The 20,513-nt window shown below is 72.6% G+C and carries 19 protein-coding genes; 10 read left to right on the top strand and 9 right to left on the bottom strand.

The features are described from left to right. Nucleotide 1: 1 nt before the first annotated feature. Nucleotides 2-1,618, bottom strand: coding sequence for an MFS transporter (locus MicB006_RS04280; protein WP_116503965.1), 1,617 nt, complete (start codon nt 1,616-1,618; stop codon nt 2-4). Nucleotides 1,619-1,675: 57 nt separating this feature from the next. Between MicB006_RS04280 and MicB006_RS04275 the strand changes: the two genes are divergently transcribed. The 4 genes from MicB006_RS04275 to MicB006_RS04260 are packed head-to-tail and all read left to right on the top strand — an operon-like array spanning nt 1,676 to nt 6,553. Next, a complete protein-coding gene (locus tag MicB006_RS04275) occupies nt 1,676-2,191 on the top strand; it encodes a MarR family winged helix-turn-helix transcriptional regulator (RefSeq protein ID WP_116503963.1) in 516 nt (171 codons plus the stop codon). A gap of 56 nt (nt 2,192-2,247) precedes the next feature. Beyond that, nucleotides 2,248-2,775 (top strand): MarR family winged helix-turn-helix transcriptional regulator, encoded by a 528-nt coding sequence (locus tag MicB006_RS04270; RefSeq protein ID WP_073825132.1) that lies wholly within the window; start codon nt 2,248-2,250, stop codon nt 2,773-2,775. After that, entirely contained in the window at nt 2,769-4,502 is a 1,734-nt protein-coding gene (locus MicB006_RS04265; protein WP_116503961.1) for an ABC transporter ATP-binding protein, read from the top strand. The genes MicB006_RS04270 and MicB006_RS04265 overlap by 7 nt, the downstream gene beginning before the upstream one ends. Beyond that, nucleotides 4,499-6,553, top strand: a complete 2,055-nt coding sequence (locus MicB006_RS04260; protein ID WP_116503959.1) for an ABC transporter ATP-binding protein — start codon at nt 4,499-4,501, stop codon at nt 6,551-6,553. Before MicB006_RS04265 ends, MicB006_RS04260 begins: the two co-directional genes overlap by 4 nt. Before the next feature lie 70 nt (nt 6,554-6,623). Here MicB006_RS04260 and thrS read toward each other — a convergent pair whose 3' ends face one another. Continuing rightward, nucleotides 6,624-7,841 carry a threonine--tRNA ligase gene (gene thrS, locus MicB006_RS04255; protein ID WP_116503957.1) on the bottom strand — a complete coding sequence of 406 codons (1,218 nt, stop codon included), beginning with the start codon at nt 7,839-7,841 and terminating at the stop codon, nt 6,624-6,626. 496 nt (nt 7,842-8,337) lie between these two features. Here thrS and MicB006_RS04250 point away from each other — a divergent pair, with 496 nt between their 5' ends. The 4 genes from MicB006_RS04250 (at nt 8,338) to MicB006_RS04235 (ending at nt 10,466) form a co-directional block, all read left to right on the top strand. After that, complete coding sequence (locus MicB006_RS04250) at nt 8,338-8,961, top strand: DedA family protein (RefSeq protein ID WP_116511161.1); 624 nt, start codon at nt 8,338-8,340, stop codon at nt 8,959-8,961. 56 nt (nt 8,962-9,017) lie between these two features. Then, nucleotides 9,018-9,386: a type II toxin-antitoxin system RelE/ParE family toxin gene (locus MicB006_RS04245; protein WP_116503955.1), complete on the top strand. Its 369-nt coding sequence runs from the start codon at nt 9,018-9,020 to the stop codon at nt 9,384-9,386. Next, nucleotides 9,383-9,715: a helix-turn-helix domain-containing protein gene (locus MicB006_RS04240; protein WP_116503954.1), complete on the top strand. Its 333-nt coding sequence runs from the start codon at nt 9,383-9,385 to the stop codon at nt 9,713-9,715. The genes MicB006_RS04245 and MicB006_RS04240 overlap by 4 nt, the downstream gene beginning before the upstream one ends. A gap of 97 nt (nt 9,716-9,812) precedes the next feature. Continuing rightward, nucleotides 9,813-10,466: a DUF998 domain-containing protein gene (locus tag MicB006_RS04235; RefSeq protein WP_116503952.1), complete on the top strand. Its 654-nt coding sequence runs from the start codon at nt 9,813-9,815 to the stop codon at nt 10,464-10,466. A 26-nt stretch (nt 10,467-10,492) separates the two neighbouring features. Here MicB006_RS04235 and MicB006_RS04230 read toward each other — a convergent pair whose 3' ends face one another. Then, complete coding sequence (locus MicB006_RS04230) at nt 10,493-11,896, bottom strand: NAD(P)H-quinone dehydrogenase (RefSeq protein WP_116503950.1); 1,404 nt, start codon at nt 11,894-11,896, stop codon at nt 10,493-10,495. A 165-nt stretch (nt 11,897-12,061) separates the two neighbouring features. Here MicB006_RS04230 and MicB006_RS04225 point away from each other — a divergent pair, with 165 nt between their 5' ends. After that, a complete protein-coding gene (locus MicB006_RS04225) occupies nt 12,062-12,517 on the top strand; it encodes a gamma-glutamylcyclotransferase (protein WP_030501227.1) in 456 nt (151 codons plus the stop codon). A gap of 74 nt (nt 12,518-12,591) precedes the next feature. Here MicB006_RS04225 and MicB006_RS04220 read toward each other — a convergent pair whose 3' ends face one another. Genes MicB006_RS04220 through MicB006_RS04205 form a run of 4 tightly spaced genes read right to left on the bottom strand, consistent with a single transcriptional unit; the run spans nt 12,592 to nt 15,939 of the window. Further along, entirely contained in the window at nt 12,592-13,554 is a 963-nt protein-coding gene (locus MicB006_RS04220) for a GNAT family N-acetyltransferase (protein ID WP_073825154.1), read from the bottom strand. A gap of 42 nt (nt 13,555-13,596) precedes the next feature. Continuing rightward, a complete protein-coding gene (locus tag MicB006_RS04215) occupies nt 13,597-14,337 on the bottom strand; it encodes a hypothetical protein (RefSeq protein ID WP_073825157.1) in 741 nt (246 codons plus the stop codon). A gap of 43 nt (nt 14,338-14,380) precedes the next feature. Continuing rightward, the gene (locus MicB006_RS04210; RefSeq protein WP_116503948.1) at nt 14,381-15,307 is read right to left on the bottom strand and encodes a hypothetical protein; all 927 of its coding nucleotides are present in this window, start codon (nt 15,305-15,307) and stop codon (nt 14,381-14,383) included. 2 nt (nt 15,308-15,309) lie between these two features. After that, the gene (locus MicB006_RS04205) at nt 15,310-15,939 is read right to left on the bottom strand and encodes an MBL fold metallo-hydrolase (protein ID WP_116503946.1); all 630 of its coding nucleotides are present in this window, start codon (nt 15,937-15,939) and stop codon (nt 15,310-15,312) included. 124 nt (nt 15,940-16,063) lie between these two features. Here MicB006_RS04205 and MicB006_RS04200 point away from each other — a divergent pair, with 124 nt between their 5' ends. Then, entirely contained in the window at nt 16,064-17,044 is a 981-nt protein-coding gene (locus tag MicB006_RS04200; protein ID WP_116503944.1) for a DUF4349 domain-containing protein, read from the top strand. Here the strand turns inward: MicB006_RS04200 and MicB006_RS04195 are convergent. Together MicB006_RS04195 and MicB006_RS04190 are read right to left on the bottom strand one after the other, a co-directional pair. After that, nucleotides 17,001-18,260: an amidohydrolase gene (locus MicB006_RS04195; protein ID WP_116503942.1), complete on the bottom strand. Its 1,260-nt coding sequence runs from the start codon at nt 18,258-18,260 to the stop codon at nt 17,001-17,003. The genes MicB006_RS04200 and MicB006_RS04195 overlap by 44 nt on opposite strands. Nucleotides 18,261-18,857: 597 nt before the next feature. Beyond that, nucleotides 18,858-20,441 (bottom strand): methylmalonyl-CoA mutase, encoded by a 1,584-nt coding sequence (locus MicB006_RS04190; protein WP_116503940.1) that lies wholly within the window; start codon nt 20,439-20,441, stop codon nt 18,858-18,860. Nucleotides 20,442-20,513: the final 72 nt, after the last annotated feature.

Here is a 20,513-nt window from a genome sequence, read left to right as displayed (position 1 = left end):
CTCAGGCCCGGGCCGGCTCCGCCTCGGTACGCGCCGTGGCGTCCCCGGGCCGCACCGAGGGCAGGCGAAGGCAGGCGACCAGGCCGATCAGCAGGAACCCGGCTCCGGCGAACGCCGCGTACCGGGTGGCGTCGGAGAACGCCGCCTTCGCCTCCTCGGCGATCGGCGCGGTACGCGGGTCCGCCTCCAGCCCGCCGATAGCCGCGCCCGCGCTCTCCTTGACCGCGCTCACCACCTGGTCCCGCTGGGCCGGGTCGAGTCCGGGCTGGTCGGCCAGGCGGTCGCCGAGCAGTCCGCCGAGGCCGGCGAAGAGCACGGTGCCGAGCACGGCGATGCCGAGCGCGGAGCCGACCTGCCGGGCGGTGCTCTGCAGGCCCGAGCCCTGGCCGCTGCGGCGTACCGGCACCTCGGACAGGGAGACGCCGGTGAGCTGGGCGGTGGCCAGGCCGACGCCGACGCCGTACACGAACAGGAAGCCCACCGGCGCCCACCAGCTGGTGTCCGGCGCGACCACGAACCCGAGCCCGGCCACGCCGACCAGCTCGGCGGCGACACCGAGCTGGACCACCCGGGCCGCGCCCCAGCGCTGGGTGAGCGGCGCGCCGAGGCCGCTGGCCAGGAAGCTGCCGACGGCGAGCGGCAGCAGCGCCAGGCCGGTCCGGAAGGCGCTGTAGCCGAGCACGTTCTGGAACCACAGCGGCAGCGCGAACAGCAGGCCGAACTCGCCCAGGCTGACGATCCCGGCGGCCAGGATGCCGTTGCGGAACGAGCCGATGCCGAACAGCGACAGGTCGAGCAACGCCGGCCGGCCGGCCCGGTTGCGGTGTACCTGCTGGGCCAGGAAGAGCCCGAGCGCGGCGAGCCCCAGGAGCGCGGCCACCGGCACCGGCGAGATCGACGCGGTCCAGTCCAGCCCGAACAGGCTGAACGGCCGCTCCCGCTCCCACCAGCCGTAGGTGCGGCCCTCGATCAGCGCGAAGACCACGCCGGTCATGCCGATCACGGAGAGCAGCGCGCCGGTGAGGTCCAGGCCGCGCTCGGCCCGGTCGTCGCGGGACTCGCCCACGAGCACCAGCGTCGCCACGATCACGGCGAGGCTGACCGGGACGTTGATGCCGAAGGCCCACCGCCAGGAGTACGTGGTGGTGAGCCAGCCGCCGAGCAGGGGACCGAGCGCCGCCGCGCCGCCGATGGTGGAGCCCCAGACGGCGAACGCGATGCCCTTCTCCCGGCCGGTGAAGTTGGCGTTGAGCAGGGAGAGCGAGGTGGGCAGCATCATCGCCCCGCCGACGCCCTGGAGCACCCGGGCGGCGATGAGCGTCTCGCCGGAGCCGGCGAGCGCCGCGAGGACGCTGGCGACCACGAACACGGTGACGCCGACCAGGAACATCCGCCGCCGCCCGGACCGGTCGGCGAAGCGGCCGGCGACCAGCAGCAACGCGGCGAAGACCAGGGTGTACGCCTCCTGCACCCACTGCGCGTCGGTGGAGGTGATGTCCAGGTCGCGGATGATCTGCGGCACCGCGACGTTCACGATGGTGGCGTCCACGATGATCATCGCGACGCCGAGGCTGATGGCGAGCAGCCCGAACCAGCGTCCCCGTCCGTCGCTGCGCATGTGCGGCCCCCTCTATTAGCTAGATTCTCTAGCTACCCGGGCTGCTAGCTTTGTCCCATGGAGGGGGTGCCGTCAACCGGGGAGACCGCGCCGGCCGCGCCGCCCAGCAGCGAGGCCTCCCGAGCGCTGCGCGACGTGCTGCGGATCGCCGGTGACACCCGGGCCGCACTGGCCCGCCGCCTGGGCCTCAACGCGACCGACGCCGCGGCCATCGACCACCTGGTCTCCAGCCCGGAGCCGCTGGGCCCGGTCGAGCTGGGCAACCGGCTCGGCATCCGGTCGGCCTCGGCGACCACGCTCGTGGACCGGCTCGTGCAGGCCGGTCACGTCGCCCGGACCCCGCACCCGTACGACAGGCGGCGGCTCAGCCTCCAGGTGACCGAGAGCGCCGTCGGCGAGGTGCTGGAGGCGCTGCGCCCGCTGCTCGTCGGCGTCGACCGGGCGGTCTCCCGGCTCACCCCCGAGCAGGCCGAGGCCACCGCGGCGTTCCTGCGCGAGGTCACCGACGTCATGCGGGACTACGTCGCCACCGCGCCGGACGAGCCGTCCCGGGCGCGTCCCGAACGCGGCTGAGGAGCTTCTCAGAAATTAGTTTGGGCCCTGATGGTTCGGGGGCTAATCTGACAGCCGTGAATCCTGGGCCCCTCGTACGCTTTCCCGACGCGCTGCACCACGCGCCGCTCGGCCGGCTGGTCTCGATCGCCGGTCACGTCGTCGAGCAGCACTGGGGGCGCTACCTGGCCGAGCACCACGGGCTCACGTCCGCCGGCATGCGGGTCCTGATGATCCTCCTCCGCTCCGGCGACGCGAGCCACCGGGAAATGGCCGAGCTGTGCTTCGTCCGGCCCGCCACGCTCACCGGCATCGTGGACACCCTCGAACGCGACGGCTTCGTCAGCAGACGCCGCGCGCCCGAGGACCGCCGCACCGTCCGGCTCGCCCTGACCGACAAGGGCGGCGAGCACGCCCGCGCCATCATCGACATGATCCACAGCGATCGGCCACTGACGTCTGTCGACGCCGACCCGGACAAACGGGCGGTGATCCGCGAGTTCCTGATCGAAATCATCACCGGCATGTCCGACGGGGACCTCCGTCGGTTGAACCGGGACAGCGAGTCCGACACCGAGCCGCCAACGGGGAGCCATCCGTGTTGATCCGCCTGCTCCGCACACACCTGCGCCCGTACCGACGATGGCTGGTCGCCGTGGTGGCGTTCCAGTTCGTCGGCACCATCGCCTCGCTCTACCTGCCCAGCCTGAACGCCGACATCATCGACCGCGGCGTCGCCGTCGGCGACACCGACCAGATCCTGCGTACGGGCGGCTGGATGCTGCTGGTCAGCCTGCTCCAGATCGCCTGCTCGATCGCCGCCGTCTACTTCGGGGCGAAGACCGCGATGGGCTTCGGCCGCGACGTGCGCGGTTCCATCTTCCGGCGGGTGAACAGCTTCTCCGCCCGCGAGGTGGCCCGGTTCGGCGCGCCGTCCCTGATCACCCGCAACACCAACGACGTCCAGCAGGTGCAGATGCTGGTGCTGCTGAGCTGCACCATGCTGGTCGCCGCGCCGATCATGAGCGTCGGCGGAGTGGTGATGGCGCTCCGTGAGGACGTCGGGCTCTCCTGGCTGATGCTGGTCTGCGTACCGGTGCTCGCAGTCGCGCTGGGCCTGATCATCCGCCGGATGGTGCCGGGCTTCCGGCTCATGCAGACCCGGATCGACACGGTCAACCGGGTGCTGCGCGAGCAGATCACCGGCATCCGGGTGGTCCGGGCCTTCGTCCGCGAGCCGTACGAGACCGACCGCTTCGGGGCGGCGAACACCGACCTGACCGCCACCGCCCTGCGGATCGGGCGGCTCCAGGCGCTGATCTTCCCGATCGTGATGCTGGTCCTGAACGTCTCCAGCGTCGCGGTGCTCTGGTTCGGCGCGGCGCGTGTCGACTCCGGCCAGATCCAGGTCGGCGCGCTGACCGCGTTCCTGCAGTACCTGATGCAGATCCTGATGGCGGTCATGATGGCCACCTTCATGCTGATGATGGTCCCCCGGGCCGCGGTCTGCGCCGAGCGCATCGAGGAGGTGCTGGACACCGACTCGTCGGTGGTGCCGGCGTCCGACCCGGTCACCGAGGTCACCGGCCACGGCGAGTTGGAGCTGCGCGGCGCCGGATTCCAGTACCCGGGCGCGAGCGCGCCGGTCCTGCACGACATCTCGTTCCGCGCCGAACCGGGCCGGACCACCGCGATCATCGGCTCCACCGGCGCCGGCAAGACCACGCTGCTGACGCTGATCCCCCGCCTGGTCGACCCCACCGCCGGCGCCGTCCTGGTCGACGGCGTGGACGTCCGGGAACTCGCCCCGGATGAGCTGTGGCGGCGGATCGGGCTGGTGCCCCAGCGGCCGTACCTGTTCAGTGGCACCGTCGCCAGCAACCTGCGCTACGGCAATCCGGACGCCACCGACGCCGACCTGTGGGCCGCCCTGGAGATCGCCCAGGCGCGCGACTTCGTCGCCGACATGGCGGGCGGGCTGGACGCGCCGATCGCGCAGGGCGGCACGAACGTCTCCGGTGGCCAGCGGCAACGGCTGGCGATCGCCCGCGCGCTCGTGCGCAAACCGGAGATCTATCTCTTCGACGACTCCTTCTCCGCGCTCGACCTCGGCACGGACGCCCGGCTGCGGGCCGCCCTCAAGCCGGTCACCGCGGACGCGGCGGTGGTGATCGTGGCCCAGCGGGTCTCCACGATCGTCGACGCCGACCAGATCATCGTGCTCGAGGACGGGGGTGTCGTCGGGATGGGACGACACGAGGAACTACTGGAGAGCTGTCCCACGTACGCCGAGATCGTGGCGTCGCAGCAGACGGCGGAGGTGGCCGCATGACCTCGTCGGTTCCGCAGCAGAAGAACGAACCCACACGACTACCTCCGGCCGGACGCCGGCCCGCCGGTGGACCGCCGCACATGAACATGGGCATGCCGGCCGAGAAGGCGATGAACTTCGGGCCGTCGGCGCGCCGTCTGCTGGGGCGGCTGCGACCGTACCGGCTCCAGCTCACCGGCGTGCTCGCGCTGGCCCTGGGCAGCGTCGGGCTCAGCGTCGTCGGGCCGAAGGTGCTCGGCCACGCCACCGACATCATCTTCAGCGGGGTGATCGGCCGTCAGCTGCCGGCCGGCACCACGACCGAGGCGGCGGCGGAGGCAGCCCGCGCCGAGGGCAACGGCAACTTCGCCGACATGCTGGCCCGGATGGACGTGATCCCCGGCACCGGGATCGACTTCGCCGCGCTGGGCCGGGTGCTGGCGTTCGCGGTGGTGCTCTACATCGGCGCGAGCATCCTGCAGTGGGCGCAGGGCTGGGTGCTCAACGGGGTCGTGCAGCGCACCGTGCTGAGGCTGCGCGCCGACGTGGAGGACAAGCTCAACCGGCTGCCGCTGCCGTACTTCGACAAGCAGCCCCGGGGTGAGCTGCTGAGCCGGGTCACGAACGACATCGACAACGTGTCGCAGACGCTCCAGCAGACGCTGAGCCAGCTGCTCACGTCGCTGCTCACCGTCGTCGGCGTACTCGGGATGATGTTCTGGATCTCGCCGTTGCTGGCGCTGGTCGCGCTGGTCGCGGTGCCGCTGTCGGTGGTGGTCACCAGCCAGATCGCGAAGCGGTCGCAGGGCAAGTTCATCGCGCAGTGGAAGCACACCGGCGAGCTGAACGGCCAGATCGAGGAGGCGTACACCGGGCACGAGCTGGTCAAGGTCTTCGGCCGGCAGAAGGAGGTCGAGGCCGCCTTCCACGCCAAGAACGAGGAACTGTTCCGGGCCAGCTTCGGCGCGCAGTTCGTCTCCGGGATCATCATGCCGGCGATGTTCTTCATCGGGAACCTCAGCTACGTCGCGATCGCGGTGGTCGGCGGCCTGCGGGTGGCGTCCGGCTCGATGAGCCTCGGTGACGTGCAGGCGTTCATCCAGTACTCGCGGCAGTTCACCCAGCCGCTCACCCAGGTCGCCTCGATGGCCAACCTGCTGCAGTCCGGGGTGGCCTCGGCCGAGCGGGTCTTCGCGGTGCTCGACGCCGACGAGCAGAGCCCCGACCCGGCCGAGCCGGCGCGGATCGCCGACCCGCACGGGCGGGTCGAGTTCGAGCACGTCTCCTTCCGGTACGACCCGGAGAAGCCGCTCATCGACGACCTGTCGCTGGTCGCCGAACCAGGTCACACGGTGGCCATCGTCGGTCCCACCGGCGCGGGCAAGACCACGCTGGTCAACCTGGTCATGCGGTTCTACGAGCTGGACGCCGGCCGGATCACGCTGGACGGGGTGGACATCTCCACGATGCGCCGCGACGACCTGCGCGGCCGGATCGGCATGGTGCTCCAGGACACCTGGCTGTTCGGCGGCACCATCCGGGACAACATCGCCTACGGGCGTCCGGACGCCAGCGAGGAGGAGATCCTCGCCGCCGCCCGGGCGACGTTCGTCGACCGGTTCGTGCGCAGCCTGCCCGACGGCTACGACACCGTGATCGACGAGGAGGGCGGCAACGTCAGTGCCGGGGAGAAGCAGCTCATCACCATCGCCCGCGCGTTCCTGGCCGAGCCGTCGCTGCTGATCCTGGACGAGGCGACCAGCTCGGTGGACACCCGCACCGAGGTGCTGCTCCAGCGCGCCATGGCGGCGCTGCGCTCGGACCGGACGAGCTTCGTCATCGCGCACCGGCTCTCCACCATCCGCGACGCCGACCTGATCCTGATGATGGAGCAGGGCCGGATCGTGGAGCAGGGCACCCATGACCAGCTCGTCGCCGCCGGTGGCGCGTACGCCCGGCTCTACCGGGCGCAGTTCACCGGCGCGGTGATCACCGACGAGGTTCCGGCGCCGGCCCCGGCCGGCCCGCCGAACGGAATGCGTGCCGGCGCCGGCACGCCGGTCGGTAACTGACGTGGATCCGGCCACAGGCCCGACACCGGCCGCCGCCCGGGTGCCTTGCCGGCACCCGGGCGGGCCGGAGTCAGCCGGGCGGGAGCAGTCCGGCCGACCGGCTCGCGACCACCGCGCCGATCAGGCCCAGCGCCTGCGCGGCGGGCATCGGGTCGAGCACCCGCCCGTCGCGCAGACGCAGCGAGACCGAGCCGTCGGCCGCCTCCCGGGGGCCGAGGACCCCGGTGTACGGGATGCGCCTGCGGGCCGCGTCGCGGATGCGGGCGCCGAGCGAACCGGCGTGCTGCACCTCGGCCCGCAGCCCGGCCACCTCGGCACGGCGGGCCAGTCCGGCGGCAGCGTCGGCCTGCGCCGCGTCGAGCGGGAGCAGCAGCACCTGCACCGGGGCGTACCAGGCGGGGAACGCGCCCTGGTGCACCTCGATCAGGTACGCGAACAGCCGCTCCATGCTGCCGACCAGGCTGCGGTGCACCATCACCGGCCGTTTCCGGCGGCCGTCCGAGTCGGTGTACGACAGGTCGAACCGTTCCGGCTTGTCGAAGTCGAGCTGAACGGTGGAGATGGTCGACTCCCGGCCGGCCGCGTCCACGATCTGAATGTCGATCTTCGGGCCGTAGAACGCGGCCTCACCCGGCGCCTCCACGACGTCCACCCCGTCGAGCGCCGCGCGCAGCAGGTCCTCGGCCCGCGCCCAGCTCGCGTCGTCGCCCACGTACCGCTGGCCCGGCCCACGCAGCGACAGCCGCAACCCGGCGGGACGGACGCCGAGCGCGGCATGCGCCTCGCCGATCAGCCGCAGGATCTCGCGGACCTCGTCGCCGACCTGGTCCAGGGCGCAGAAGTTGTGCGCGTCGTTGAGCGAGATGGCACGCACCCGGGACAGCCCGCCGAGCACCCCGGAACGTTCCGCCCGGTACATCCCGCCCAGCTCGGCGACGCGCAGCGGCAGCTCCCGGTAGGAACGCCCCCGGGCCCGGAACACCAGCGCGTGATGCGGGCACAGCGCCGGGCGCAGCACGAACTCGTCGTCGGCGCTCAGCCGCATCGGCGGGAACATGTCGTCGGCGAAGTAGCCCAGGTGCCCGGACAGCTCGAACAGCTCCCGTTTGCCCAGCGGCGGCGAGTAGACGTGCCGGTAGCCGGCCCGCCGCTCCAGCTCCCGCACGTACTCCTCGACGGCGTGCCGGGCGGCGGCGCCGTCCGGCAGCCAGATCGGCAGCCCGGCGCCCGCGAGCGGGTCGGAGACGAACAGCTCCAGGTCCCGGCCGAGCCTGCGGTGGTCGATCATGTCGCTCTCCTTGATCGGGTACGACCCGGAGGCGAGCAGGCCCGGAACGCCGCGAGGCCCCGGAGCGGATCGCCCCGGGGCCTCGTCGACAGAAACGTCAGTGCGGCGCGCCGGGAACACCCGGCGTCGTGGTCACTACCGCGCTGCGCATGCCCCGAACGTAGACGCGCGGACGCCACCGGCGCACCTGGATTTCGGAGAGAGGGTGCGGGTCGCCGACACGGGACCTGTCGGCGACCCGCCGCGGCCTGGGCATCGGGAACGGGGGACCCGACGGCTCCGGTGCCGCGTCCCGCCAACGGTACGCCGCGATCCGTCGATCCGCCGCCCCGTCCCGGGGCCTCGCCCACCCGTAACGTCCGGCCGGGTCGGCTCGTTTCACACCTACGGCCCGCCGGTGTCGCCTGTCACCGCCAGGTGGGGCCGGTGGTGGTGACGCCGGACACGGCGTCAGGCTCGGTCCGGTCGAACGGAGAACTCCGGCGAGGTGGCGGTCGTGGCCGAACTCATCTCTGACGTCGCGTCGCCCATGTGGGCGTACGCGCTGCTGCTGACCCTGCTGATCGCCGACGCCTTCGTTCCGGTGGTGCCGACCCAGCTCGTCATGATCACCAGTGGGGCGCTGACCGTCTACGGCGGGCTCAGCCTGCCGGCCACCATCGCGGTCGGCGCGGCCGGCGTCTTCATCGGCGACCTGGCCTGCTACCTGATCGGCCGCACCACGCCGACCCGCCGGGCGGCACGTGCCACGCCACGCGGGCGGGCGCGCCGGGCCGTCACCCGGGTCACCCGCGGGCTACGCGAGCCCGGGCCGCTGGTGATCCTGCTCTGCCGGTTCGTGCCCGGCGGCCGGATGGCGGCCTGCTTCTCGGCCGGCCGCAGCCGCTACCCGTACCGCCTCTTCCTGCCCTACGAGGCGGCAGCGGCGCTCGCCTGGTCCAGTTACGGCGCGCTCGTCGGTCACCTGGGCGGCACGGCGCTGACCCACTCGGCGTGGCGGCTGCTGCTGATCGGTGGCGTGGCGGCGGCCGGGTTCGCGCTGGCCGGGTGGGCGATGACCTGGATCAGCAGCGCCCGGCAGACCCGCGCCGAGGCCACCGCCGACTCGACCGGCAGCTGACGCGCGGTCTGGAGCGTTGACCCCCGCCGCATATAAGTTCCGTTTATATTGACCAGGTGTGGGAGATCAGGCTTCATCCGGAGGTCGAGCGTTGGTTCCTGGACCTGTGCTCGAGTGAGCCGAGCACCGCTGACCTCGTCAGCGAAGCGCTCGACCTACTGGCAGAGCACGGCCCCGCACTGGGTCGGCCACTGGTTGACCGACTCAAGGGCAGCGCTTATCACCACATGAAGGAACTACGACCAGGTTCCAGCGGCACCTCGGAGGTTCGGATGATCTTCGCGTTCGATCCCTCCCGGGAAGCCATCTTCCTGGTGGCCGGGGACAAGGCGGGGCAGTGGCAGAGTTGGTACCGGCTCGCCATTCCGTTGGCGGACGAGCGGTTCCAGGAGCACCTGATCAACCTGAAGGAAGAACAGCCATGAGTGGTGGGGCGAACTGGCGCGACGTCAAGGCGAAGGCCCGCAGAGTGGATCCCTCGTGGGACGACAGCGAGCGTGTCGCCCGGCGGGGACAGTTGCGAGAGCAGATGCTGGCTTCGGTCAGCGGCGCGCAGCTGGCGGAGATCCGCAAGCAGCTGGGCATGACCCAGGCTCAGCTGGCGGACGCGGCGGGCTTGTCTCAGGCGCGGATCAGCCAGATCGAGAACGGCGAGAGCGTCAACCTGGAGATTCTGCGCGCCTATGTGACCGGACTCGGCGGACACCTTGATGTGGTCGCCCGGATCGGGAACATTCGTCTCGACGTAGCCTGACGCGGGTCTCCGGGGATCCGGTAGGGGACGACCCGGGGACCGAAGTGGGTGGTGGTCCCGGATCCGTCTGGGGCGGTTGCGGCGACAGGCTGGCCGTATGCCTGGAACGCGGAGAAGCGGCCTGTTGGCCCTCGGCGGGATCGTCCTGGCGGCGGTGCTCGCGACGATCGGTCACGTCGGGGTCAGCGACGACCTGGATCCCTGGTCGCTGACCGTCAGCGACTTCGCCGTCTCCGATCGGGGCGGCGTCATCGACACCGCGATGGCGGTGCTCGCGGCGGCCAGTGTCGTGCTGCTGCCGGCGCTGCGCCGGGCCGGTGCGGGCCTGGTCCCGCTCGCGTTGCTGACCGCCTGGTCGGCCGGGTTGCTGGCCGCGGCGGTGGTGCCCACGAACGAGCCGGGTACGCCGATGGACACCGCCGCGTACGTGCACCGGTACGCCTCGGTGCTGTCGTTCCTGGCCCTGCCCGTGGCCGGCTGGCTGCTGGCCCGCCACCCGGTCGCCGGAGCCGCCGCCTGGCTGCGCGGCCTGACCGCAGCCAGCCTGGTGCTCGCAGGCGCGATGATCTGGTCCGCCTACCCGGGCGACCGAGCCCTGCTCGGCCTGATCGAGCGCGTGCTCATCCTCACGGAGACAGCCGTCATAACCACCCTCGCCCTGCACCTCGCCCTGACCAGAGTCGTCGATCATGCAGTTGTGACCCCGCACAGACCGGGCATTCCGGTCGGATCGGGGGCCGCAACTCCATGATCGACGAAAGAATGGGCGGGACGGGGCTACTCCAGCTCGTGGAGCATGAGCTGGCGGGCGGCCTCGGTGATGGAGCCGGACAGGCTCGGGTAGATGGTGATGGTGTGGGCCAGCTCGTTCACCGTCAGGTTGTTCTCCACCGCCATCGTGATCGGCAGGATCAGCTCGCTGGCCTTCGGCGCCACCACCACGCCGCCGATCACCTGGCCGCTCGCCGGCCGGCAGAACAGCTTGACGAAGCCGTCGGCCAGGTCGTCCATCTTCGCCCGCGCGTTGCCGGACAGCGGCAGCATCACCTGGCGGGCCGGGGTCTTGCCGGCGTCCACCTCGTCCTGGGAGACGCCGACAGTGGCCAGCTCCGGGTCGGTGAAGACGTTCGCCGCGACGGTACGCAGCCGCAGCGGCCGGACCGCCTCGCCCAGCGTGTGCCACATGGCGATCCGGCCCTGCATCGCCGCGACGCTGGCCAGCGGCAGCACGCCGGTGCAGTCCCCCGCCGCGTAGATGCCCGGCACGTTGGTACGGGAGACCCGGTCCACTGTCACGTAACCGCCCCGGGCCAGCTCCACGCCGTACTCGGCCAGGCCCAGGTCGGCGGTGTTCGGGATCGAGCCGACCGCGATCAGCGCGTGCGAGCCGGTGACCTGACGGCCGTCGGAGAGCAGCACCTCCACCCCGTCGCCGACGCGGCGGACCGCCTCGGCGCGGGAGTTGTTCAGGATGCTCATGCCCCGGTTGCGGAACACCCGCTCGATCGCCATGGCGGCGTCGGCGTCCTCGTGCGGCATGACCCGGTCCCGGCTGGAGACCAGCGTGACCTTGACGCCCATGGCCAGGTACGCGCTGGCGAACTCGGCGCCGGTGACGCCGGAACCGACCACGATCAGGTGCTCGGGCAGGGCGGGCAGGTCGTACACCTGACGCCAGGTCAGGATGCGCTCGCCGTCCGGTACGGCGGTGGGCAGCTGGCGGGGGGTCGCGCCGGTCGCGACGAGCACCGTCGACGCGGCGATCGAGTACTCCTCGCCGCCGCCGGCCGGGGTGACGATCACCCGGTGGGTGTGGCCGAGCGTGTCCTCGCCCAGGCGGGCGGTGCCGGCCACGAACTCGACGCCGGCCTTGACCAGCTTGGCGTGGATGTCGGCGGACTGCGCCAGGGCGAGCCGCTTGACCCGCTCGTGCACCGCCCGCGCGTCGACGGTGACCGCCTCCAGGCCGTCGGAGTGCACGCCGAACTCCTCGGTGTCCCGGTAACCGGTGACCACCTCCGAGCTGGCGATGAACGTCTTTGAGGGCACGCAGTCGGAGAGCACGCAGGCGCCGCCGGCCCCCTCCGCCTCGACCACCGTGACCTCGGCGTCCAACTGCGCGGCGACCAGGGCCGCCTCGTACCCGGCCGGCCCGCCGCCGATGATCACGATCTGACTCACAGAGCCGTCCCTTCGTTCGCGACTGCGGGGCTCCGCTCCGCCGCACTCCTCGCGCTCACCGCAATAGCCCCTCGTCTGTGCTCACAGTGACTTTCTTCTCCCCGTCGGGTTCGACACGCACTGTCGTATTCTCCCCCACCCGCCAGCCGGGCTATCGTCGTCGCCGTGCGTCTCTACGCTGCTTACGGCTCAAACCTGGACCCCGCCCGCATGCGCGCCTACTGCCCGCATTCGCCGATGGTGGGTACCGGCTGGCTGGAGGGGTGGCGGCTCACCTTCGCCGGCGAGGACGTCATCGGGTGGGAGGGCTCGGTCAGCACCGTTGTCGAGTCCCCGGGTGACCGGGTCTTCGTGGCCCTCTACGACATCCACCCGTACGACGCCGCGCAGCTCGACGAGATCGAGGGCGTGACCGCCGAGACGTACCGCCGGCTGACGGTGCGCGTCTCGACGCTCGACGGCGACGTGACCGCGTGGGTCTACGTGTTCGACGGCTACGAGGGCGGACTGCCCACCGCCTGGTACCTGTCGGAGCTGGCGAACGCCGCGGAGAAGGCGGGCGCGCCGGACGACTACGTCACCGAGCTGCGGTCCCGCCCCACCGGCACCGCGTCCGCGTAGCGCGTCTCCCACAGTGACAGTGTGCGCCGAGCGCCCCCGGGAGCGCTCGGCGACCCCGGGACGGGGGTGCGGGGTCACACCCGCGAGGCGGGCACGCTCCGCTCGTACATGTCGGCCCAGTGCTCCTCCACCAGCCCGACGGAGCGGTAGAGCGTGACCGGCGCGGTCGGGTTGGCCAGGTCGACGCCGAGCCCGGCCCCGGCACGGCCCTTCGCCGCGTAGACCGCGAAGGCCCGGCGCAGCAGCGCCGCGCCCACCCCGCGCCGCCGGTACGCGGGCAGCACCGACAGCGTCCGCACCCACCCCCGGTCCTGGTCGAGCGCCTGGTCGGAGGACTGGAGCGCGCCGGCCGGCTCGCCGTCGACCTCGGCCAGGAACCACTCGTCCCAGACCTTGCCGTACGAGGGCAGCAGGTCCCGCCACCGCTCGAAGTCGAGCGGGTCATGATCGGGCGTGTCCCGGAACGCGGTGTCGTAGATCCGGTGGAACAGCCGCAGGTCGCTCTCGTCGTCGGCGCGCAGCGGTCGCACTGTCACCCCGGGCGGGGGCGCCGGCTCGGCGGGCAGGTCGGCGAGCGAGCGGCTCATCCGGATGTAGCGCTTGATCCGGGTGAACCCGGCCTCGGTCAGCTCTCCCGCCCAGCGGGTCTCCGGCGCGTAGACCCCGGCGCGGGCGGTGAGCGCGGGCAGGCCACGTTCGGCGGCCCGTTCGGCGACCCGCTCCAGCAGCCGGGCCAGCAGCGGCGCGCGCAGGTCGGCGCCGCGGTCGGGGTCGACGAGCACGTCGACCCACTCCCGGCCCACGCCGCTCGGGTTGGCCAGGATCGACCAGGCCACCGCCGTCCCGTCCGGGTCGGTGACCAGCCAGGAGTCCCGCGCCGGGTCGACGAACGGCGCGGTCAGCGCGGATCGCACGTCCTCGTCGTCGAAGTCGGGGTGGCCGACGGCGAACGTGTCGGCGGCGTGCACCACCGCCAGGATCGCGGGCACGTCGTCGAGGGTCGGGCGGCGGGCCGACCAGCCGGCGGGGAGCGTCACGGGCCAGATCCTGACAGCCGCACCGGCGGGGCCGCCTCCCATTTATCCGCGTCGGGCGCGCTGCCGCGCGGCGCCGAGCAGAACCAGCAGCTCCGCGCCCTCGGCCGCGCTCAGCACGCGGAACGCCGCCGACGCCAGGCGTTCGGTCACCGCCTCGGCCCAGAGCCGCCGCCGCACCAGCGGCCCGACCGGCGGGTACGGGGGCGCCCAGCCGCACGCGGCCGCTCCCGCCTCGCCCTCCGGCCCGGCCAGCACCGCCTCCAGCGGTGTCAGCCCGGCCGCGCGCACCGCGAGCAGGTACGCCCCGGCGAAGTGCTCGCGCAGCAGCAGCATGCCGACCGCCGCCCGCGCGCCCGGTGACGGGTCGGGCACCGGCATGGCCCGCCAGGCGGCGAAGAGCGGCATGCCGCTGCCGTCCGCCGCCTCGACCGCCCGGCCCAGCAGCGCGGCGAGCCGGGACGACTCGGCGCCGTCACCGAGCCGGGCCGTACCCCATCGGCAGCACTCGGCGAGGTTGGCGGTGGCCACCTCCAGCGGCGGGACGGTCCGCGCGGCGGCATCCCAGCCGTCCGTGACCGCCTCCGGGGCGATGAAGCCCAGCGCTGCGGCGACCGTCTCGGCACGGACGTCACCGAGCGCCCCGGCCCGCCCGGTGATGTAGAAGGCCCACCCGGAGATGCCGAGCAGCCGCGCCCGGCGCAGCGTGGACGGGCAGCGGTTGAACGCCTCCCCGAGTTCGAGCACCAGCGGTTTGCAGGCGGCGGCGAGTTGCTCCGGAGTCATCGACGGTCCATCGCCGTCAGTCCACCGTGGCCATTCATCACGCTCAGTCTGCCTGTTCGTCACCGGTGTCGGCATCCCCCTCTTCGGCGTCGAGCGCCTCCAGGACGGCTTCCACCTCACCGGCCCGGCGGCGGGCGGCGGTGACCGCCCGTTCCGCGCCCCGGCGGGCCAGCCGGGCCCGGCTCAGCTCCTGCTCGGCCACCGCGCGGCGACGCTCCAACTCGGCCAGTTCCGTCTCGATCCGGTCCAGCGTCGCGGCGCCGTCGCGCTCGGCCGCGTCCGCCGTGGCCAGCTCCTTCTCGGCCCGTTCCAGGTCCGTGCGGGCCCGGGTCAGCTCGCGGGTCGCGGTGCGCCGCCGCCCGGCCCGTTCGGCCCGCGCCGCCCGCTCGTCGCGGGCCCGGCGCGCGTCGGCCCGCTCGGCCGCCCGATCCGGTACGACGGGCGCCTCCTCGCCTCCGGTCACGAGCCGCAGTTGGGGGCGGGGCACCTCGCCGAACCCGGCGTAGTGGCTGGCCCGCAGCAGGCGTCCGGCGCGTACCTGCTCGGCCACCTCGGTGTCCGAGAGCGCGGCGTTCAGTGTCGCCTCCACCTCGCCCAGCGGCAGCTTGCCGGCCGGCGGCGCGGCGGGTTCGGCGGCGGCCAGGCGGCGTACCTCGGCGACGAGCGCGCCCACGACGGCGCGCCGCTGCGCGGACAGTTCCCGCAGCGTGCCGCCGCGCAGGTCGCGCTGCGCGGCGCGCAGCGACTCGGCCAGCTGGGTCAGGTCGGCGACCAGCTCGGGCCGTCGGATGGCGAGCAGGTTGACCAGCCAGGCCGCCACTGTGGGCCGGCGCAGCTTGCCGATCTCCCGGGCGGTACGCGGGTCGCCGGACTGCCGGGCCTGCGCGACGGCGGCGTCCCGGGCCGCGACGAACCGGTCCGGCGGCGCGGCGTAGAGCCGCCGGATCACCTCCGCGGGCACCTCGGCCATGTTCAGGCGTCGATCCGGGTGCCCGGCTCCAGACGGCGGTAGTCGGTCTTGGACAACGCGGTGTACTGCCGGTCCAGCACGCCGAGGCCGTTGTCGTTGAGCAGCGCGTCGTGCAGCGCGTACGCCCGGCGCGGCGCGACCGCGCGGATGAATTCGACCACCTCGGAGAACTTCGACCAGGGCGCGTGGATCGGGGCGAACAACGTGTCCACCTGCACGTCGTCGGGCACGAACAACGAGTCGCCCGGGTGGTAGACCACATCGGCGAAGAGGTAGCCGAGGTTCTGGATCACCGGGATGTCCGGGTGGATGACCGCGTGCTGCCCGCCGTACGCCCGCACCGGCACCCCGGCGACGGTGAACGACTGTCCGGGCTCGACCGTCACCAGCGCCTCGGCGGCGTCGCCGAGCACCCCGGCGAGCGACGCCGGGCCGTGCACCGGCACGGACCGCCGCTCCAGCGCCCGGGTCAGCGCGGGGACGTCCACGTGGTCCGGGTGTTCGTGGGTGATCAGCACCGCGTCCGCCCCGTCGAGCGCCGCCGGATCGCTGAAGACACCCGGGTCGACGACCAGCACCGCACCGTCGTGCTCCAGCCGCAGGCAGGAGTGGGCGTATTTGGTCACCTGCATCGTGACTCCTCGCATACCGAATCGTGATGTCCTCAGCGCAGTCTGCCGGAACCGGCGCGACCACGCGCCACGTCCGAGGTATCGGTCCCGACGCGCGGGGCCTTCGACGATCGGAGTACGGGGAATGGGCGGACGACGATTCCGGGGCCTTGCCCTGGTGGCGGTGGGCCTGGTCGCGGCGCTCGCCGTGGGCGCCTGCGGCGCGGACGAGGACAGTGGCGGCGATGCGGCCGCGCCGGCCATGGACGGGGGCGCGGCGCGCGAGCAGCCCGCCGGGGGCGGCGCGGACAGCGACCAGGCCGCTCCCGGCGGCACCGGCGGCGCGGATCTGCGGGTCGACCAGCGGTCCATCATCTACACGGGGACGATGCAGGTCCGGGTGGACGATGTGGAGGCCGCGGCGCGGGAGGCGGTCACCGCGGTGACCGTGGCCGGTGGGTTCGTCGGCGGCGACCGGCGGACGAGCCGGTCCGCCGAGGCCCGGGCGACGCTGACGCTGCGGGTGCCGGCGGACAAGTTCGCCGGTGTGATCGACCGGCTCGCCGGCCTCGGCCGGCAGGAGCGCCGGGAGATCCGCACCGAGGACGTCACCGAGCAGATGGTCGACCTGGATTCCCGGATCGCCACCCAGCGGGCGCGGGTGGAGAGCGCCCGCAAGCTGCTCGCGCAGGCGAGTTCGGTGGACGAGCTGGTCCGGCTGGAGAACGAGGTGGGCACCCGTCAGGCGGACCTGGCCGCGCTGGAGGCACGCAAACGCCGGCTGGCGGACCTGACCTCGTTGTCCACCATCACCGTGACGTTGCTCGGGCCGGACGCCAGCACCGCCGAGGAGGAGGCCGACCTGGGCTTCCTCAGCGGGCTGGACGGCGGCTGGACGGCCTTCCGGGCCTCGGCCCGCATTGCGCTCACAGTGCTCGGCGCGGTGCTGCCCTTCGCGGTGGTGATCGGCGTACCGGTGTGGTTGCTGCTCCTGTGGCGCCGCCGCCGGCGGGCCCGGCGGACGCCGCCGCCCGGCCTGGGCGCGATGCCGCCGTTCCCGTCCGGGCCGGCCGGTGATCCGGTCAGCGCGCCGCCGCCAGTGCCCGCAGCGCGGTCTGGACCATGAGGCGTACGCCCGCCTCGATGGCGCGCTCGTCCACGTCGAACGAGGCCCGGTGCAGGTCCACGTTGGGCCCGCTCCGGCCCACGCCGAGGCGGGCGAGCGCGCCGGGCACGTGCTCCAGGTACCAGGAGAAGTCCTCGCCGCCCATGCTCTGCGGCGTCTCGGCGATGCCGTCGGGGCCGAACGCGGCGGCGGTGGCGGCGGTGAGGACGCCGATCGCGCGGGCGTCGTTGGTCACCGGCGGCCGGCCGCGCAGGTACTCCAGATCGACTGTGGCGCCGGTGGGCGCGAGCACGTCCCGCACCACCTGAGCCACGATCTTGGGCGCCTCGTCCCAGGTGTCGCGGTCCATCACCCGCAGCGTGCCGGCCGCGCACGCCTCGGAGGGGATGACGTTGTAACGGGTGCCGGCCGAGGCGTGGCCGAACACCAGCAGCAGCCCGCTGTTGGCCGGCACCCGGCGGCTGATCAGGGTCGGGACCTCGGTCACCAGCCGGCCGAGCGCGTCCACCAGGTCGACGGTCAGGTGCGGGCGGGCGGTGTGCCCGCCCGGCCCGGTGAGCCGGACGGTGACGTTGTCGGCGGCGGCGGTGATCGGGCCGACCCGCAGGCCGACCTTGCCCACCGGCAGGTTCGGGTCGCAGTGCAGCGCGAAGATCTGCGCCACGTCCTCCAGCCCGCCGGCCTCGATGACCTCCAGCGAGCCGCAGGGCAGGATCTCCTCGGCCGGCTGGAAGATCAGCCGCACCCGGCCGTCGAGCTGGCCGATGTCGGCGAGCTGGGCCAGCAGCATGCCGACGCCGAGCATCACCGACGTGTGCACGTCGTGGCCGCAGGCGTGGCAGACGCCCTCGACCGTCGAGCGGTACGGCACGTCCTTCGGGTCGCTGAGCGGGAGCGCGTCGATGTCGGCGCGGAGCGCGATCACCGGGCCGTCCGGGCGTCCGTCGATGTCGCAGATGACGCCGTTGCCCTTCGGCAGCAGGCGCGGCTTCAACCCGGCGAGGGACAGCTCGCGGTGCACCAGGGCGGCGGTCTCGAACTCCTCGCCGGACAGTTCCGGGTGGGAGTGAATGTACCGGCGCGTTTCGATGAGGCCGGGTACGCGCAGTGCGAGGAGATGGTCGAGCTCGAAGGGCAGGGGCTGGGAACCGGTCGGCGCCCCGGGCCGGGACGACGCCAGCGGGCCGCCGGAAGGCAGCGTCAACGCACTCGTCACGTCGAATTCTCGATCACTAGAGATGGATGGATCATCGGGTAGAACAGCAGACAGCCTAGACCTCCGGCGGTGACGCTGCGCAACATCTTTCGCGTAGCGGTCGGACCGCGCAGCGTCACGAATGCCCTGGTGGGAGGGCTCGATTATCTGCGGGACAGCAGGTAGATCACGGTCGGAGCCCGCCATCTGCGTCCCACCTCCTACAACGCGTAACCGTTTCAACGGCCACTAAAAACCGGGCCGTCGTTCCGAATTGTCGCATTAGTCGCGGCAATTAACTGCCGCTCGGACAATTGCGCGACAACTGTCGGCTGCCGGAAGACTCCCGACGGTGACATGACCGCCCGGCCGTCGACCGCACAGGCTGTCCGTCCCGTTCACCCGATCCGGTTTACCCGCATCGGCGAATCGCACACGCGCGGCACCGGACGCCACCGCCCGGCAACCCGCCGTGACCGGCCGGGCGCCGTCGCCCGGAAGGGGACCAACGGTACGCCTCACCGGCCCGGTCTGCCCAGGTCAGACCGCTACCGGACGCACGACGGCGGCCCACGCCGGGCACCTGGGTGCGCCGACGGGACCGCCGTCGAAAAACCGTCAGAACCGATCGCTCGGCCGGTAGATCCCCCACACCTCGCGCAGCGTGCCGCAGACCTCGCCGACGGTGGCCCGGGCGCGCAGCGCCTCCTTCATCGGGTAGAGCACGTTGGCGTCGCCCTCGGCGGCGGCACGCAGCTCCGCCAGCGCCCGCTCCACCGCGCCGGAGTCCCGCTCGGCGCGCAGCCGGGCCAGCCGCTCCCCCTGCGCCGCCTCGATGGTCGGGTCCACCCGCAGCGGCTCGTACGGCTCCTCCTCGTCGACCTGGAACCGGTTGAGGCCGACCACCACCCGCTCACCCGAGTCGATCTCCTGGGCGATCCGGTACGCGGACTGCTCGATCTCCCGCTTCTGGAAACCGGCCTCGATCGCGTCCACCGCCGAACCGTGGTCGAAGACCCGGTCCATCAGCTCGGTGGCCGCCGCCTCCACCTCGGCGGTCATCGCCTCCACCACGTACGACCCGGCGAACGGGTCGACGGTGGCGGTCAGGTCCGTCTCGTACGCCAGCACCTGCTGGGTCCGCAGCGCCAGCCGGGCCGCCTTCTCGGTGGGCAGCGCGATCGCCTCGTCGAAGCTGTTTGTGTGCAGCGACTGGGTGCCGCCGAGCACCGCGCCGAGGCCCTGCACCGCCACCCGGACCAGGTTCACCTCCGGCTGCTGGGCGGTGAGCTGCACGCCGGCGGTCTGGGTGTGGAACCGCAGCATCATCGACTTCGGGTTCTTCGCGCCGAACTCGTCGCGCATCAGCCGGGCCCAGATCCGCCGGGCCGCGCGGAACTTCGCGACCTCCTCCAGCAGCGTGGTGCGGGCCACGAAGAAGAACGACAGGCGGGGCGCGAAGTCGTCCACGGCCAGCCCGGCGGCGAGCGCCGCTCGGACGTACTCCACGCCGTTGGCGAGCGTGAACGCGACCTCCTGCGCGGGCGAGGCGCCGGCCTCGGCCATGTGGTAGCCGGAGATCGAGATGGTGTTCCACTTCGGCACCTCGGCCCGGCAGTAGGCGAAGGTGTCCGCGACCAGCCGCAGCGAGGGCTTCGGCGGGTAGATGTACGTCCCCCGGGCGATGTACTCCTTGAGGATGTCGTTCTGGATCGTGCCGTTGAGCGCCGCCCCCGGCACGCCGTTCTCCTCGGCCACGAGCTGGTAGAGCAGCAGCAGCACCGAGCCGGGCGCGTTGATGGTCATCGAGGTGGAGACCTTGTCCAGCGGGATGCCGCCGAACAGCGTGCGCATGTCCTCGATGGAGTCGATGGCGACACCGACCTTGCCCACCTCGCCGTGCGCGATCGGGTCGTCCGAGTCGTACCCCATCTGGGTGGGCAGGTCGAACGCGACGGACAGGCCCATCGTCCCGGCGCGCAGCAACTGGTGGTACCGCGCGTTGCTCTCGGTCGCGGTGCCGAAGCCGGCGTACTGTCGCATCGTCCACGGCCGGGAGGTGTACATCGTCGGGTAGACCCCGCGGGTGTACGGGAACTCACCCGGCTCGCCCAGCCGGTCCTCCAGGTCCGCCGGAAGGTCTGCCGCCGTGTAGAGGCCCTGGATCGGGAAACCCGACTCGCTTGACCGCGCATCGCTCATTACCGGATGGTAGGACGCGCTGACCGCCTGGTGGGTGAGGGATACCGCACACCTGGCCACGGCGAACCACCG

Source organism: Micromonospora sp. B006 (assembly GCF_003408515.1).
GTDB lineage: Bacteria > Actinomycetota > Actinomycetes > Mycobacteriales > Micromonosporaceae > Micromonospora > Micromonospora echinospora_A.
The sequence above is the reverse complement of the archived record's forward strand: the minus strand, read 5'-3'. Positions and strand labels throughout refer to the sequence as shown.

What these genes read in the sequence shown, in the direction of transcription:
- MicB006_RS04275 (WP_116503963.1), top strand. Translation starts at nt 1,676, where the DNA reads ATGGAGGGGGTGCCGTCAACCGGGGAGACCGCGCCGGCCGCGCCGCCC.
- MicB006_RS04240 (WP_116503954.1), top strand. Translation starts at nt 9,383, where the DNA reads ATGAGTGGTGGGGCGAACTGGCGCGACGTCAAGGCGAAGGCCCGCAGA.
- MicB006_RS04200 (WP_116503944.1), top strand. Translation starts at nt 16,064, where the DNA reads ATGGGCGGACGACGATTCCGGGGCCTTGCCCTGGTGGCGGTGGGCCTG.
- MicB006_RS04190 (WP_116503940.1), bottom strand. Translation starts at nt 20,441, where the DNA reads ATGAGCGATGCGCGGTCAAGCGAGTCGGGTTTCCCGATCCAGGGCCTC.
- MicB006_RS04235 (WP_116503952.1), top strand. Translation starts at nt 9,813, where the DNA reads ATGCCTGGAACGCGGAGAAGCGGCCTGTTGGCCCTCGGCGGGATCGTC.
- thrS (WP_116503957.1), bottom strand. Translation starts at nt 7,841, where the DNA reads ATGATCGACCACCGCAGGCTCGGCCGGGACCTGGAGCTGTTCGTCTCC.
- MicB006_RS04215 (WP_073825157.1), bottom strand. Translation starts at nt 14,337, where the DNA reads ATGACTCCGGAGCAACTCGCCGCCGCCTGCAAACCGCTGGTGCTCGAA.
- MicB006_RS04280 (WP_116503965.1), bottom strand. Translation starts at nt 1,618, where the DNA reads ATGCGCAGCGACGGACGGGGACGCTGGTTCGGGCTGCTCGCCATCAGC.
- MicB006_RS04205 (WP_116503946.1), bottom strand. Translation starts at nt 15,939, where the DNA reads ATGCAGGTGACCAAATACGCCCACTCCTGCCTGCGGCTGGAGCACGAC.
- MicB006_RS04260 (WP_116503959.1), top strand. Translation starts at nt 4,499, where the DNA reads ATGACCTCGTCGGTTCCGCAGCAGAAGAACGAACCCACACGACTACCT.
- MicB006_RS04210 (WP_116503948.1), bottom strand. Translation starts at nt 15,307, where the DNA reads ATGGCCGAGGTGCCCGCGGAGGTGATCCGGCGGCTCTACGCCGCGCCG.